We start from the raw sequence: 14,563 nt of genomic DNA on the forward strand, positions 1-14,563 counted from the left end.
AAACGATCGGTTTACTTTTGCGGTTATGCACAAAAAACAAGACATCATCCAGGCCGCGGAGCGGCTGTTTTATACCAACGGTTTCCACGCCACCAGTACGGACCGGATCTGCAGCGAGGCGGGCGTATCAACGCGCACCCTGTATCGTTATTTTCCTTCACGCGAGGCATTGACGGCGGCGGTGATGCACGATCGTAAAAACCGGTTTTTTTCGGCGCTGTATCCTGCGCGGCACCCGGAGGCGGTCAGCAGGCTTTTCGCGGTGCTCGGGCAGTGGATGCGGGACTACGGTACATCGGGATGTTTCTTCCTGAAGGCCTGGGGCGAATATGCGCAGCAGGATATCAGGCTGGCGGCGCAGGCTCTTGACTATCGCTATGCGATGCGGGACTACATCGCGGCCTGTAGCGGGAATTCGCCCTGCGCGGCCGGCGCCGCCTTTTCCGACGCCATATGGATGCTGTTTGAAGGCGCCATCACGTCGGCGCTGATTATCGGTCCCGAAGCCGCGACCCGCGCGGGGGAAGCAGCCGCGCTGCTTATCGCCGGCGGGGAACGGCGATGAAAGCGTCCGTGGCGCTCGGAATCACCGGTTTCTCGCTGATCGCCGTCACCTACGGCATGGCCAGGTTCTCATGGGGACTGATGCTGCCCGCCATCATGAACGATATTCCCTTCAGCCCCCGGGTGGCCGGCGTCATTTCCGCCTGCAGCTTTGCGGCTTATTGTCTGTCCACCCTATGCGCATCGGTACTGGCCGAACGTTTTGGCCCGCGCTTGCCGGCGGCGGCGGCGGCCTGTTGCGCCGCCGCCGGCCTGATGCTGCTTGCCCTCGCTTTTTCTCCTGTTATGCTCGCGGCCGGGCTTTTTATTGCCGGCCTGGGTTCAGGCCTGGCCTCGCCATCCCTTGCCGCCGCGGTCAGCCGGGTTATTTCCGTCACACAACAGCCGCTGGTGAATACCGTCATCAACGCCGGTTCCGGGGCGGGCATTATCCTGTCCGTGCCGGTGTTGCTCTATCTGCCGGGCGGATGGCGCGCAGCCTGCACGGTATTCGGCATCGTGGCGCTGGCCAGCCTGGCGCCGGTGATATGCTGCCTGCCCGGCGGTGGCCTCAATATCCGTCTGGGGAAAAAAAACCGGCGCGAAACGCTTCTCCGGCGTCCGGTAGCGCGGCTGCTCCTCATCGCATTCGCCAGCGGAATGGCCAGCGCGGCCTGGTGGAGCTTTGGGCCGGACGTGCTGCGCCATCATTCCGGCGTGGATGAAAATACCGCGAGTATGCTCTGGCTGGTCAGCGGCGGCGCGGGCATACTCGGCGCAATGACCGGCCCCATGGCCGCGTATGCCGGTCTTAATCAGGTTTACCGTATTTCACAGCTGTTTATGGCGGCGCCGCTTCTGCTGCTGGCGTTCAGCCACGGGTTCTCGTGGTGGTTCTTTCCGGCGGTTGCGCTGTGCGGCGCCGGCTATGTCACGCTGACCGGCGTACTACTGGTCTGCGGGACCTCAGCGGCGCAAGACGCCCCGGCCTCAGGCGCAGGAGCGGTGTTTTTCATGCTGGCGGCGGGGCAGGTCGCGGGGTCGGTCGTCTTTGGTATGCTCTATACCGAAACGGGAGCCGCCTTCGCCCTTACGATGTTTGCCGTTCTCTCCGTGCTGATGACGTTTTATACCCCGCAGAAAAGGTACGTTGACAACGAGATACCGGCCCGTTAAATAACGCTTTGTCCACACGACGGAAACCCGGCGTCACGCAAGACATCTTTGGCCGGCGCGTTGATCCTGGCCTCCATTGGCGGTCGTTCAGTGCGGCCAAGCCATTGTCCGGCAAGCTCATAACCCAGGGTATAACCAAGCCAAAGCGGATAACGGCCGGTACCGAAAAACCATTCCGCATGGTTATAGCCGGTCGCTTCCAATTGTGTTTGGTCCGGCAACCAGCGGCCAAGGGAGGCCACGGGCAATGCCGCTTCCCATAATTCCGGCGGCGTGCCCAGCAGATAGGAGACAAATTGCCCGGCCAGGCCCTCGCTGACCAGCGCCTCACCGAGCGTATAACCGTAGCCGGGGCCGGCCATGCGCATACAGTGATGAATTTCGTGCAGCAGTTGACGTGTAAACGCGCCGTTATCCAGGCTGACGGCCAGGTTGGGGTTATCGGGATCGACATACAGAGAAAACAGCGCCGGCTCCCAAGCCCGTCCGCATAAACCCAATTGCGCTATGACCTGTGTGGTTGAACGGTGAAAAAGAATATCCAGCGGCGGCGGGGACATTTGCCCGGATAACACGTCGAAGGCGCGCTGGCATTCCCGTACAAATGCATGTTGGTGAGCCTGCAGGCTGCCCCGCGCCGCAAGCCAGTGCAGATGCCATAGGCCGCCGATAATATCCGTCATACGCCATTCCTCCGATGCCAGGCGACATCACAAACATATCATTTTAGCGGCAAGCCCCGCCAGACCACCAGTGCCAGAAAAAGATGGCTAAGCATCGACACCAGCATCAGCGTAGCCAGAGGCGAGGAGATAAGCGTAAAGGCCAGCCCAGCCAGCGCAACGCCCATTAGCGAGCCTAGTTGGCGTAGCGTAGTGTGCACCGCCGAGGCGGTGGCCGCCATGGATAAAGGTGCGCTATGCAGCACGGCGGCAGTCATCGGCGGCACCACAAAAGCGGCGCCGCCGGCCAATACCGCCATCGCGGCGATTACCAGGGGGGTAATATGATCCTGTAAACATGCCATGCCAAAATAACCGCAGGCGCTTAGCACTAGTCCGATAATCATCTGCTTTTTTATTCCCCAACGCGCCATGAGCCTGCCAGAGAGTATATTGCCGATCATCAGGAAAACCGCCAGCGGCAGCAGCGCTATCCCCGTGCGCAAAGGGGAAAAACGCAAATGTTGCTGCAGGACCAGGCTGAGCGCGTAGATGCCACCAAAATAGCACACGTTAATTATCATGCCGGTAAGATTGGCGATGTTAAACGTGCGCTGCATAAACAGGGACTGCGGGATCAGCGGCGAGACGGCGCGCCGTTCAGCCAGGATAAAACCCGCCGCACCCGCCAGCGCAACACCCGCGCTAAGTTGGATTAAGCCATTGGTCCATCCCCGCGTAGGCAGCTCAATCAGTAGATAACTTATCCCAGCGCACGTTGCGATACCAAGACCCTGTCCCGCCGGATCAAAGCCACGCCCGTGACCGCCGGTTACCACCGGTAACAAACGAAACGCCGCCAGCAGTCCGCACAGGCCGATGGGGATGTTTATCAAGAAGACGCTGCGCCAGCTGAAAAAGCCGACCAGGAAACCGCCCAGTACCGGTCCCGCCGCGGCAGCAAGGGAAACGATGCCGCCAAACAGGCCGATCGCGCGCTGCCTGGCCGCGTTAATAGGCCAGATAAGCGGCATCAGCGCAAACGACGCGGGGATAAATAATGCCGCACCCATACCCTGGGCCAACCGCAGCACAATCAATTGAACGATTGAATGGCTCAGACCGCATCCCAATGACGCGCCGGTAAACAACAACAGGCCCAGCATCCATATACGACGGGCGCCATGGCGATCGGCCAGCGCCCCGGCGGACAGCATCAGGCCGGTCAGCGCCAGATTGTAGGCATCCACCGCCCAGGTCATACCCGCAACCGTCGTCCGGAATTCCGACTGTATGCTGACGATGGCAATATTCATCACATTCACATCCAGTATCGCCATGAACATACCGGCACAGAGCACCAGCAACACGGCAAATTGCCCTATGTGTCCGGAAATGGCACCGTCGCTCGTTACCAGCCTGGTTTCAGGCATGATGAATTCCTTCTATTTATGCATAAGCAGTGAGTGTAAAAGGAAATCTAAAGGCTTAAAATGCAGCAGGAATAACACCAGGTGCGGCAAAATTGCCGTGGGGAGAGCATGAACTGGGATAACACGCGTTATTTCTTGGCAATCGCCCGTACCGGCAGTTTACGCGCGGCAGCCCTCAGCCTCGGCGTCGATCAGGCCACCGTCGCCCGCCGCCTGCGTACCCTGGAACGGGAGTTAATAACCGGCCTGTTTACCCGTCATCCCGAGGGCTATAGACTGACGGCGGCAGGAAAATTATTGGTGCCGGAAGCGGAAATGATGGAAGCCGCGGCCGCGGCAATACGGCGCAAAACCGTCGGTTTGGATAGCTCGCTCGCCGGCACGGTACATATCGCCTCGACGGAAGCGCTGGCGCGTTGTTTTTTATTACCGGCCCTGCGCGGACTGCGCCGGTCCCATCCCAATATTACCGTGACGCTCTCCACCGCTCCTGCGCTATTGGACATCAAACGAGGCGAGGCCGATCTGGCGGTGCGCAGTGCACGTCCGACGGACGGCAGTTTAATCATACGTCGCCTGGCCACTGTCCATATGGGGTTGTACGCCTCGGCGGACTATGTGTCACGGCATGGCCTGCCGTTGGCCGGCAGCGCCTTTGCGGGGCATGATCTGGTAATGTTCCCCCGCGAGGTGTTGCCACAGTACTGGCAGGAGTTGTGTGGCGAGCCCCTGACCAACGGCACTGTCGTGATGGAAACCGCCTCGCAGTTATTGCTGATGGATGCCGTCAGGGAAGGGATGGGTATCAGCATGATGGCGCGCGAAATAGTGCAACGATGCTGCCCGGAACTGATTAACGTGATGCCGTCGCGCATCGACTCCGCCGATATTTGGCTGGTGGTCAATCCTGATGTTTGGACTTCTGGGCGAGTGAGAGTGGTGACAGCGGCGATTAATGACGCGTTTGCCTGCTCCCCGGTGGTTAAAACGCCTGTATGTCGAGACAATAAGCCATGACTTCATTCCGGCAGCTCGGTTTTTTCTGCTGGTTAATGTCATGATACGTTAAGCTCATCTTCGACTATGTCCACCCGATCGGGCCGGTTTTTATCTTCTATTATCGGTTTTGCTTGGCGCCCATCAGGTTTCCTGACTACTGCAAGAGATCAGTATCATCACCCCCTACAAACTCATACTGGTCGCCAATCTCTCCGCCAGACGGTCCACCGCCAGCCGGACCTTCAGCGGCAGGTGAGTGGTCTTGGGCCATACGGCATAGGACTGAAAAAAAACGCCCGCGTATTCCGCCAGTACCTGGACCAATTCACCTTGCTGCAATCGTTGCCGTACCAGCCAGCAGGGCAGCCAGGCAATACCGAAGCCGGCGGCGGCGGTATCCGCGATCGCCTGTAAATCATCCATTAACAGACGCGTTTTTGGCACCACTTCTTCCACCGTGCCGTCGGGCAGACTAACCTGCCAATGCTGTAACATTCCCGCGCGCAAATAAGCCACCGTCTCAAGGCGGGCCAGTGACGCAAGGGTATGCGGCGTGCCGGCCCGTGCCAGGTAACCGGGCGAGGCGCAGAAGGTCATGCGGTGATCGCCGATACGGCGCGCCACCAGCCGGGCGCTGTCGGGTAAAGGCCCGTTGCGGATAGCCAAATCGTAGCCGTCCTCGATCAAATCCACGATGCGATCGCTGAACGAAAGCTCCAGCTCCAGCCCGGGATGCTCCCGTGTCAGCTCGATCAACAGCGGCGCGGCGCACAGACGGCCGAACAGCACCGGCATTGATACCCGTAAGCGACCGCTGACCTGCTGTTTACCGGTTTCCAGCAAGGTTTCGGCGGTGTGGATCTCCTCCAGCGCCCGCTGGCAGCGTTCGTAAAATAACGCGCCGTCAGCGGTCAGGCTTTGGCTGCGGGTGGTGCGCTGGAACAAACGTACGCCGAGGCGCTGCTCAAGCCGGGCTATGGTCTTGCCCACCGCCGAACGGGAGAGATGCAGCCGGCTGGCCGCCAGGGCAAAACTGCCCGCTTCGACCGAGGTGACAAACACCGAAATACCTTTCAGCCGATCCGTCATAGGTTGTCGCCTTTTTGGAAACAATATTTGGAAATATTATCGCCACTGGCGACGTGATATCAACGCTATCCTGACGTAACACATTTTATTATCAGGAGGACATCATGGCCGACACCATGCAACGCTGGACGATGGACGCTATTGGGCGTGGAAATCTTAAGCTGACCGAGATCGCCGTCCCGCAGCCGGGACCCCGTGAAATCCGGGTAAAAGTGAACGCCGTTTCCCTCAATTACCGCGATAAGCTGGCTATCGAAACCGGCATGGGGCTGGATCTGCCGCTGCCGTTTACCCCGGCGTCGGATATGGCCGGCGTGATTGATGCCACCGGCGCGGGCACCACCCGGTTCAAGGCCGGCGATCGGGTGATATCGAATTTTACGCCCGGCTGGATCGACGGGAAGCCAGGGGGTAATGCCCGCACGCCGCCCTATATTACCCTGGGCGGCGCCCTGCAAGGCGTACTGGCGGAATATGTGATTTTGCATGAAGACTGGGTATCCGCCTCCCCCGCCACGCTTGACGACGCGCAGGCCAGTACCCTGCCTTGCGCCGGTCTGACCGCCTGGTTCGCCCTGGTGGAGCGCGGCCGCCTGCGCGCCGGGGACTCGGTGCTGGTGCAGGGCACCGGCGGCGTGGCGCTGCTGGCCCTGCAGATTGCCAAAGCGCACGGCGCAACGGTGTACGTCACCTCCGGCAGCGATGAAAAGCTGGCCCGCGCCAAGGCCCTGGGCGCCGATTACGGCATCAACCGCCTGAACGGCGATTGGGTGGAATCGGTTTATAGCCTGACGCAGGACCGGGGCATCGACCATATTATCGATACCGTCGGCGGCCCCAACCTGGCGAATTCGATTCGCGCCGTGGCCGTCCACGGTACTATTTCAGTGATCGGCGTGTTTGAGGGATTTGACATCAGCGGCCCCGGCGGCCCATTGCTGCTGAAATCGCCGGTCATCCAGGGCATTGGCGTCGGCCACCGACGCGCGCTGGAAGATCTGGTGCGCGCCGTGGATACTATCGGCCTGAAGCCGGTGATCGACCGGCAATACGGATTCGATCAACTGCCCGATGCCTTGGATCATCTCGATCGCGGCCCGTTCGGAAAAATAGTGCTGACGTGCTGAATACGCCCTTGCGCAGCGCGGAAGCAGGCGGCGGCACATCAGGTCGGGAGCGCTCATGGCAGACCGCCGGCCGATGGCGCAGCGGCGCCGGGGCTGTCATGCGCGGGACAGTACGCTTTGCAGGAAGGTCCTGGTCCGCGCTTCCCTCGGCGCGCCGAAAATAGCGGCGGGCGGGCCCGCCTCGATTATCACCCCGTCGTCCATGACCACCACCACATCGGCCACTTCCTGGGCGAAGGCCATTTCATGCGTCACCACAATCATGGTCATGCCGTCCTGGGCTAACATTTTCATGACCCGCAGCACCTCGCCCACCAGTTCGGGATCCAACGCGGACGTCGGCTCGTCGAACAGCATCACCAGCGGCTCCATCGCCAGCGCGCGGGCAATGGCGACCCGCTGTTTTTGACCGCCGGACAGGCTGTTGGGCATGGCATACGCTTTGGCTGCCAAACCGACTTTGCCCAACAGTTTAACCGCCTGCGCCCGGGCGTCGGTTTTTTTAAGGTTACGCAGCATCTGGGGAGCGACGCAAATATTGTCCAGTACGCTCAGATGAGGAAATAAATTAAACGACTGGAAAACCATGCCGACGTTTTTGCGCAGTTCGTTAAGCTCAACGTCAGGCAACATTTTCCCCTGTTTTATCAGGGTGCTGCCGCAAATCTCAATGTCGCCTTCTTCCGCTTGCTCAAGCCCGTTGCAGCAGCGCAGGAAAGTGCTTTTGCCCGACCCGCTGGGCCCGATAATCACGACCACCTGGCCGGGGAAGACCTCAAAATCGATACCGTTAAGCACCCGGTTGGCGCCAAAGCGTTTGCCGAGACGGCGGATCCTGATAATGGGATTGCCCATAGCGCGTGATTCTGTCATTGCAGCGCCCCCTTCGATTTGAGCCGTTGTTCACAATAACGCAACGCCAGCACTGAGATTCCGGTCAGGAAAAAATACACGGCGGCAATCACCAGATAGGTTTCCAGATCCCGGTAAGAGTTACTGATAATCGTCGAGCCCGCCTGCATCACATCCTGGATGGTGATAAGCGACACCAGCGCCGAATTCTTGATTAACGCGATAAACTCATTGCCGAGCGGCGGTATCATCCGGATAACCGCCTGCGGCAGGATAATCTTGTACATTGCCTGGCCGCCGGACATACCCAACGATCGCGCCGCTTCATTCTGCCCTTTTTCGATGGACTGGATCGCGCCGCGCACCACTTCCGCCACGTAGGCGCTCGAATACAATCCCAGGCCGATAACACCGCAGAAAAACGACGGCAGCACCAGGCCAAGCCGGGGAAGGCCGTAATACCAAATAAACAGCTGCACCAGAAGCGGCGTGCCCCTGATCAACGCGACGTAGGCGCTGCACAGGGCATAGATAACGCGCCGTTCGGGATTGAGACGGCCGATGCCTAACAGCAATCCAAGCGTACAACTCAACAGCAATGCGCAAAGCGTGATTTCAACGGTCACTATCGTGCCTTGAAGCAACAGTCCGGCCCCGGCAAAGACGGGTGAAAAGTTCAGGTCTAGGGTCATAGTATTTCCGTCGATTGTGCCTCGGATACAAAGAGTTACATCAAAGCGTAACAGCCGAAGACAGGATGCCAATGCCTCATCGCGACATGCTTACTTGGCAGCGGTAGGGAACCATTTTTGCACCAGGGCGGCATAAGTACCGTTGGCCTTGAGCTGGTCAAGCGCCCCGTTGATCTCCGCCGTAAGCTTTGGCTGGTTCTTCTGTACGGCAATACCATATTCTTCGGATGTCAGCTGATCGGCCAATATCCGGACGCCGCCTTTGGTGCGCGCATATTGGAACGCCGCCGGTTTGCCGGTGACCGCGGCATCGACACGTCCGATATCCACCAGGCTGAACATCTGCTGGTTTTTCTCCACCTCGACCAATTGGGCCGACGGAATATTGTCGTGCAGCCATTGCACCGATTTGGTCCCCACCTGGACGCTTATTTTTTTGCCTTTCAGGTCATCCAGGGTTTTGATCGTCGTGTTGTCCTCTTTGACCATCGCCACCAGGCCGCCGCTCAGGTAAGCGTGGGTAAAGTCGACGACTTCCGCGCGCGCCGGGGTGATATAGATAGCGGAGACGGCGATATCGGCCCGGTTGGCGGTCACGCTGGGCACCAGTCCTTTAAAATCCACATTGGTCCAGGCGATGGGCCGGTTAAGTACCTTGCCAATCGCCTCGACCAGCTCGATATCAAACCCGGCAAACTTTCCGTTTTCCATATATTCCATGGGCGGGAAAGTGGCGTCTGTTACCGCTTTAATCGGTTCGGCGGCCTGGGTAAAAGACGTTGCGGACAGGCATAACATGCCGGCGACAAACAGGCGGGTTAATACGGGACGGATAATGGACATGGTTCTTTCCTTTTGAATGAATAAAAGAGTAAAAATCAGCTTGCCCGCAGGCGCTTATTGATACGTCCCGCGGCCTCGATGGCGAGGCTTATCAATTGCGGCTGCCGGTCAACGGCCCGTTGCCAAGGCGCCATCAGCGATAACACGCCCAGCACAAACGCGCCGGAGGCAAACAAGGGCGCGCTAATCCCCCAGACGCCGTCGTCAACCTCACCCTGGCTGCAGGCATAACCTTGGGTACGGATGTCCTGTAATTGCGCCAGCCTGTCGTTTCTCTCGGCCGGATCGGGAAATTCCGCCTGCAGGATAGATTGCTGTTGCAGGTCAGGCAGGTGGGCCAACAGACATTTAGCGGTGGCGCCATCCCTTAACGGCAGGCTGCGTCCTTTTTCGAAAGAGCAGCGCAGAGACTGGGGCGCCTCGATCATATCGACGCAGACCGCCTGGGCATCCACGGCAACCGTGATGGCCACCGTTTCGCGTGCAAGATCCGAGAGCCATTGCATTTCCGGCCGGCCATGGTGCGTCAGCAGCGACACGGTGTTAAAGCCCAGGGCGAGCTGCAGGCTGACCGGGCCGGGGGCATATAAATTGCCTGATTCAAAAACAAACCCCCAACGCTTCAACATCACCAACTGGCGGTAAAGCGTACTCTTGGCCAGGCCGGTCGCCTTCATTAACTCCGCCGCGTTGACCGGACGGCCAAATTGCGCCAGCACTTTTAAAATCATTAAAACACGTTCATGGGAGGAAATATTTTCCCGACCCTGGACCGGCATGGATGCTGAGTAAATGGACATCGGCGGCTTCGTATTAAGCAAAGGACGTAACCTTGTTAAGCAGGATCCATGCCACAGTATGGGAACAGAATCCCATTACACGGGAATGCTGGTTTTTATCGGGGTACCCTGCGGTTATTAACGTATGTAAAACGCGCGACAAAAGGAATGCTTGCACTAAAAAGGGATGGACGCACCATTATGGGGAAAAGCGCGGAGGATGCAGACAAGCGTAAAATAGGCCAGTAATATACCGTCATACAGTCGGCGAAATAAAACCGCCTGATGCTGACCCGCATAACCTGTTTAACCCGTCAATCACGCTCAGGTGAACCATGCCCGGCATTTTTCCCATCATGGTGAAAAGCTAACATTATGACCCTATCTTCTATCCCGGTAACCGCACGGCAGGCCCGCGCGATCTGGCTGCGGGCGCAGCGGCTCGATATCCCCGCCCCTTTCGGCGAAGGGCCTGACGCCGTACGTTTAGCCACTGAACATCTCGGGTATGTGCAGATCGATACCATCAACGTCATCGAGCGCAGCCACCATCATATTCTCCATACCCGTATTCCCGCCTATCGACGCGTCGACCTTGAGCAGTCCCAGTCGGAGGCTAAATCGGTCTTTGAATACTGGACACATGCCCTGGCCTACGTGCCGACGTCGGATTACCGCATGTACCTGCCGGCCATGAATCAGTTTCGCGCCAGGCCTCATGCGTCGTATGCCGACATGGATGCACAGCATTACGCCGCGCTGCTAAAACGCATCCGTGACGACGGGGCGCTGTCGATCCGGGATATCAACGATGACGTGCTGGTTGAGAAGACGCATCCGTGGGGCAGCCGCAAGCCGTCACGGCGCGCGCTGCGTTATGGCTTTTTCAGCGGCGACCTGACGGTGAGCAAACGCACCGGCATGCTAAAAAGCTATGATTTATCCGCCCGCCATTTCGCTTGGCCCCGCCGGCCCCGCCCGGCAACCGCCCAGCAGTTCGCCCACTATCTTTTGGCGCGCGCCGTGCGTTCCCAGGGCATGGTCAGCCTGGATTCCATTTGTTTCGGCAATGCCGGGGCCAAGGCGGCGGTGCGTACGCTGATTGACGCGGCGGTAAAGAAAAAGCAATTGGTGCCGGTCCATATCGAGAACCACGCGAAAAGCCAGCATTGGGTCGTTCCGGCGGCGCTGGAAAATAGCATTGAACCGTTAGTGACTCCCCGTACCGCCATTCTGTCACCCTTCGATCCCCTGATCATCCAGCGCAAGCGGCTACACCTGTTTTTTGGGTATGAACATCGGTTCGAGGCCTATGTGCCCGCCGATAAAAGGGTACTGGGTTATTTTGCGCTGCCGGTGCTGGTAGGGGATGAGATCGTGGCCGCGCTCGATCTCAAGATGGATCGTCCGGCGGGCAGGCTAATGGTACAAAAGTGGACCTGGTTCACGGAGCCGCGGCCGGATCTGCGCATTGCCATCGACGAGGCCTTGGGCCGGTTCGAACTGTTCCAAAAAGGGTAGATAGCCGGCGGGTGGCGCGCAAAAACCTTCATACGGTGAAATGCCGCCCGCGGCGTGCCCACGACAAGGCCATGGCAGCAGCTGATGGGTTGTTTATCGTGCATAATTACAGGCAGCGTAACAAGCGTACCACACAGTGAATAATGAGATGATTCATCTCGCGCTGCAAGAAAATTAATCCGGCCTGCAACAGCACTCTATTCAATTAGCAAATTATATAATCACATAAATTATGTTTCACTTGATTTTAGAATACTCGCGGAAGAAAGGGTAAAAATTAACACTTCCTCTATCAGAGCAGTTAATTTAATTTTGATATTGCAATCTTCATTCCTATGATTTAGGGTAAAGTCATTGGCCACATTTAAGGGTTATCCATCATAAGTCATTACAAAAGCAAAGTTTATTACAATAAAATAAATACTATCATTATTACTTATTTATTATTATCTTTATAAATAACTGTGTATTTTTACGCGCATATTGACTTCAATAATAATAATTTAAATAGATATTTTACCACTTTACATTGCAATATAAATTAAATATCACGTGCGTGTTGATAGCCGGCACGCATTTTAACCCAAAGGAGAAGCAATCATGAATATGACTAAACGCAAAATTATCATTGTGGCTAAAAAAACCCGTCCTGTCCTGATGCCATCGCACCTATGATAACCCAAACCAATAAGGCATCTCCATGAGATGCCTTTCTTCATGGAGTCATTGTCATGAGCGACTTAAACTACTGTCCCCATTTAAATTGTACGCTTTCATTGTCTAACAATCATTTATTGGCGATCACTGATGAAGATGAGTTCACCATTAACGTATTACCGGTGACGCCAAACGAAGCCTATGAATTCTTGTTATTATTAGATGGAAAAACATCCATTCCTGACATCATTAAGAAAAACAAAACCCACCTGACCTGTGAAGACGCCACCTTGCTGATAGAATGCCTGTCTGAATCTGGGTTGCTCACCAGAAACATTCCAACAGAGTTTATCACCGGAAAACAGGCCATACTCGAAATAGAAGATCTCCAAAATCGTCTGATGGATAAATCATTATATAACAACATATTCTGGCAAAAATGTAATGAACCCGATGACGTGCCGGAAAATGTCTTTATCGGTATGGCGATTGAAAATTATCATTTGCTTGCCCGTGGCAGCTCGTTCGATGCCCATGCCCTTTATTTCCACGGATGCAGGAAGACCCGGCAGGCAATGAACGCCGTCTTTTGCAGCGAGCATGGCCATGCTGAGATTATCCTTTCAGCGTTGGCGTTACTCGGTATTGACGAAAACAACATCATCGCGTCGGTCCCGCTGCCGGAAACGCTGGGTCTGGCCAATTCCCTCGCCTATTGGTCGGCCAGCGATCCGCTGTTCTTCTTTAGCACCATGGAAGTACTGGAGGGTAAAGACTGCGCGGTAGACAGCTATGTCATTGCCATGGAAAAATCCGGCAAGATGGATGCTCAATTTATCGAAAAAATAAAATCTCATTCGCTGATAAATATTGAACATAACCATGCCAGCTTTGGCCGACAGTTACTATCAACCATCCCCGTAGTATCTAGAGAAAATTTGATCAGGATGAAAAGGCAAACCCACCTTTTTGTAGAATTATACGACGCCTATTATCGTGCCATTTGGGAGCATTATTCTGATGCCACCAGCCTTGTGCGATCGATATAACCCAGCAAGGGAGGATATCTCTTATGAACAATTTTTTCTGTTTACCACGGCTCAGGAAAGGGGTCGCCATTACGGTTATTGATAGCGGGATTTCGTTGCACTACCATGAGCAGGGTTGCGACATTACCGTAGGAACGGAAGCCAAAAACAGCCTGCTTGCCTTTCTGAAAACCTTAGCCAAAGGTAAATACAATATCTTGCAATTGATAGAAAAATTCCCTGAAGAAGAAAGTTTCAGCTGCAATGACGTTATCAAACACCTCGACCAACTGGGGCTGATAGACGACGGTATGCAAACACAACCCTCCGGAGCGCTCAGCGGGGATGATTTTTATTACTCTCGCCTGATACCCGTCATCAGAAAGTGGCAATACAATGCTGGTGATTCACCATTTTATAGCAGAATGCTTTCTGGTAAAATTACCAATAATGAAATAATAGGTTTTGCCATGGAGTACTATCATCTGGTACACATGTCCCCGGCGATTATTGCGCCCGCCTTAAGCCATAACGTCAATAACCCTATCCGCAGCCGGCTGTTAAACCTGTTTGTCGAGGAATATGATCATGATAAAATGCTAATAGCCTGCCTTGATACGGTTGGCATTGATGAATCGGTTTTATCAGCCCGCCAGCCGTTACCTGCTACTTTTATGGCCAATGCCAGCCTTGGCGTCTATGCCAGGCAGCATTTATTAAGCTTCATTTGTGCGCTGTTGTTGTTTGAAACGCCAAGCCATATTTTTAATGAAGCATTCATTAACGCTTGCATTAAAAATGGCCTTCCGGAAAATTTCTATACGCCAATAATAAAACATTCTGATATCAATGAAGAAGGAGAGCATGGCCTTATCACGCTGAACCTGCTGAAGGAGATCCCGGTCATCTCCGCTGAAGAGCAGAATGTGATATTAGTACATATTTGCAGCCTCATTGAAATGCTCAATGAGGAGGATAGGCAGATAGTCGATTTTTATAGCCAAAAAAACGACCTGAGAAGAGTGTATAATTACTGATGTTAAACTTATTAAACAAAGGAAATGTTGCCGGAAAAAATGAAAGGGCCATCAGGCTTGCGGGATACCGTTTGTTTAATTTGCTATCCGCGCATTTTCTAGAACGCCTGCTCTTTCTCGGCGTC

Annotated in this window: 14 protein-coding genes; 7 read left to right on the forward strand and 7 right to left on the reverse strand. The window is 55.5% G+C overall.

All coding sequences use genetic code 11. The features are described 5' to 3' along the window. The first annotated feature begins 25 nt into the window (after positions 1–25). Positions 26–565, forward strand: a complete 540-nt coding sequence (locus tag ABUK12_RS15975) for a TetR/AcrR family transcriptional regulator (protein ID WP_410012779.1) — start codon at positions 26–28, stop codon at positions 563–565. Beyond that, entirely contained in the window at positions 562–1,719 is a 1,158-nt protein-coding gene (locus ABUK12_RS15980; RefSeq protein ID WP_410012780.1) for an MFS transporter, read from the forward strand. The genes ABUK12_RS15975 and ABUK12_RS15980 overlap by 4 nt, the downstream gene beginning before the upstream one ends. Here the strand turns inward: ABUK12_RS15980 and ABUK12_RS15985 are convergent. Together ABUK12_RS15985 and ABUK12_RS15990 are read right to left on the reverse strand one after the other, a co-directional pair. Then, a complete protein-coding gene (locus ABUK12_RS15985) occupies positions 1,716–2,402 on the reverse strand; it encodes a DUF2268 domain-containing putative Zn-dependent protease (RefSeq protein WP_410012781.1) in 687 nt (228 codons plus the stop codon). The two genes, ABUK12_RS15980 and ABUK12_RS15985, sit on opposite strands and share 4 nt — an antisense overlap. Positions 2,403–2,440: 38 nt before the next feature. Further along, complete coding sequence (locus ABUK12_RS15990; protein ID WP_410012782.1) at positions 2,441–3,814, reverse strand: DHA2 family efflux MFS transporter permease subunit; 1,374 nt, start codon at positions 3,812–3,814, stop codon at positions 2,441–2,443. A gap of 108 nt (positions 3,815–3,922) precedes the next feature. Here ABUK12_RS15990 and ABUK12_RS15995 point away from each other — a divergent pair, with 108 nt between their 5' ends. Continuing rightward, positions 3,923–4,831 (forward strand): LysR family transcriptional regulator, encoded by a 909-nt coding sequence (locus ABUK12_RS15995; RefSeq protein ID WP_410012783.1) that lies wholly within the window; start codon positions 3,923–3,925, stop codon positions 4,829–4,831. 165 nt (positions 4,832–4,996) lie between these two features. Here ABUK12_RS15995 and ABUK12_RS16000 read toward each other — a convergent pair whose 3' ends face one another. Continuing rightward, on the reverse strand, positions 4,997–5,902 hold the full coding sequence (locus ABUK12_RS16000) for a LysR substrate-binding domain-containing protein (protein WP_410012784.1): 906 nt from the start codon (positions 5,900–5,902) through the stop codon (positions 4,997–4,999). A 104-nt stretch (positions 5,903–6,006) separates the two neighbouring features. Here ABUK12_RS16000 and ABUK12_RS16005 point away from each other — a divergent pair, with 104 nt between their 5' ends. Further along, positions 6,007–7,029, forward strand: coding sequence for a zinc-dependent alcohol dehydrogenase family protein (locus tag ABUK12_RS16005; RefSeq protein WP_410012785.1), 1,023 nt, complete (start codon positions 6,007–6,009; stop codon positions 7,027–7,029). 96 nt (positions 7,030–7,125) lie between these two features. On the opposite strand, the gene ABUK12_RS16010 is transcribed toward ABUK12_RS16005, so the two are convergent. From ABUK12_RS16010 to ABUK12_RS16025, 4 genes are all read right to left on the reverse strand, one after another. Beyond that, positions 7,126–7,872, reverse strand: a complete 747-nt coding sequence (locus ABUK12_RS16010; protein ID WP_410016665.1) for an amino acid ABC transporter ATP-binding protein — start codon at positions 7,870–7,872, stop codon at positions 7,126–7,128. A gap of 26 nt (positions 7,873–7,898) precedes the next feature. Next, on the reverse strand, positions 7,899–8,573 hold the full coding sequence (locus tag ABUK12_RS16015; protein WP_410012786.1) for an amino acid ABC transporter permease: 675 nt from the start codon (positions 8,571–8,573) through the stop codon (positions 7,899–7,901). 90 nt (positions 8,574–8,663) lie between these two features. Further along, positions 8,664–9,416 carry a transporter substrate-binding domain-containing protein gene (locus tag ABUK12_RS16020; RefSeq protein WP_410012787.1) on the reverse strand — a complete coding sequence of 251 codons (753 nt, stop codon included), beginning with the start codon at positions 9,414–9,416 and terminating at the stop codon, positions 8,664–8,666. Positions 9,417–9,451: 35 nt separating this feature from the next. Then, positions 9,452–10,147 (reverse strand): IclR family transcriptional regulator, encoded by a 696-nt coding sequence (locus tag ABUK12_RS16025; RefSeq protein ID WP_410012788.1) that lies wholly within the window; start codon positions 10,145–10,147, stop codon positions 9,452–9,454. Between the two features lie 423 nt (positions 10,148–10,570). Between ABUK12_RS16025 and ABUK12_RS16030 the strand changes: the two genes are divergently transcribed. From ABUK12_RS16030 to ABUK12_RS16040, 3 genes are all read left to right on the forward strand, one after another. Continuing rightward, positions 10,571–11,716, forward strand: a complete 1,146-nt coding sequence (locus tag ABUK12_RS16030) for a winged helix-turn-helix domain-containing protein (protein WP_410012789.1) — start codon at positions 10,571–10,573, stop codon at positions 11,714–11,716. Positions 11,717–12,447: 731 nt separating this feature from the next. Beyond that, positions 12,448–13,422 carry a hypothetical protein gene (locus tag ABUK12_RS16035; protein WP_410012790.1) on the forward strand — a complete coding sequence of 325 codons (975 nt, stop codon included), beginning with the start codon at positions 12,448–12,450 and terminating at the stop codon, positions 13,420–13,422. A gap of 23 nt (positions 13,423–13,445) precedes the next feature. Continuing rightward, a complete protein-coding gene (locus ABUK12_RS16040; RefSeq protein ID WP_410012791.1) occupies positions 13,446–14,438 on the forward strand; it encodes an iron-containing redox enzyme family protein in 993 nt (330 codons plus the stop codon). Positions 14,439–14,563: the final 125 nt, after the last annotated feature.

The sequence above is a fragment of the Sodalis sp. C49 genome (genome assembly GCF_046352915.1).
In the GTDB taxonomy this organism is placed as follows: domain Bacteria; phylum Pseudomonadota; class Gammaproteobacteria; order Enterobacterales; family Enterobacteriaceae; genus Acerihabitans.

What these genes read in the sequence shown, in the direction of transcription:
- ABUK12_RS15975 (WP_410012779.1), top strand. Translation starts at nt 26, where the DNA reads ATGCACAAAAAACAAGACATCATCCAGGCCGCGGAGCGGCTGTTTTAT.
- ABUK12_RS15980 (WP_410012780.1), top strand. Translation starts at nt 562, where the DNA reads ATGAAAGCGTCCGTGGCGCTCGGAATCACCGGTTTCTCGCTGATCGCC.
- ABUK12_RS15985 (WP_410012781.1), bottom strand. Translation starts at nt 2,402, where the DNA reads ATGACGGATATTATCGGCGGCCTATGGCATCTGCACTGGCTTGCGGCG.
- ABUK12_RS15990 (WP_410012782.1), bottom strand. Translation starts at nt 3,814, where the DNA reads ATGCCTGAAACCAGGCTGGTAACGAGCGACGGTGCCATTTCCGGACAC.
- ABUK12_RS15995 (WP_410012783.1), top strand. Translation starts at nt 3,923, where the DNA reads ATGAACTGGGATAACACGCGTTATTTCTTGGCAATCGCCCGTACCGGC.
- ABUK12_RS16000 (WP_410012784.1), bottom strand. Translation starts at nt 5,902, where the DNA reads ATGACGGATCGGCTGAAAGGTATTTCGGTGTTTGTCACCTCGGTCGAA.
- ABUK12_RS16005 (WP_410012785.1), top strand. Translation starts at nt 6,007, where the DNA reads ATGGCCGACACCATGCAACGCTGGACGATGGACGCTATTGGGCGTGGA.
- ABUK12_RS16015 (WP_410012786.1), bottom strand. Translation starts at nt 8,573, where the DNA reads ATGACCCTAGACCTGAACTTTTCACCCGTCTTTGCCGGGGCCGGACTG.
- ABUK12_RS16020 (WP_410012787.1), bottom strand. Translation starts at nt 9,416, where the DNA reads ATGTCCATTATCCGTCCCGTATTAACCCGCCTGTTTGTCGCCGGCATG.
- ABUK12_RS16025 (WP_410012788.1), bottom strand. Translation starts at nt 10,147, where the DNA reads ATGATTTTAAAAGTGCTGGCGCAATTTGGCCGTCCGGTCAACGCGGCG.
- ABUK12_RS16030 (WP_410012789.1), top strand. Translation starts at nt 10,571, where the DNA reads ATGACCCTATCTTCTATCCCGGTAACCGCACGGCAGGCCCGCGCGATC.
- ABUK12_RS16035 (WP_410012790.1), top strand. Translation starts at nt 12,448, where the DNA reads ATGAGCGACTTAAACTACTGTCCCCATTTAAATTGTACGCTTTCATTG.
- ABUK12_RS16040 (WP_410012791.1), top strand. Translation starts at nt 13,446, where the DNA reads ATGAACAATTTTTTCTGTTTACCACGGCTCAGGAAAGGGGTCGCCATT.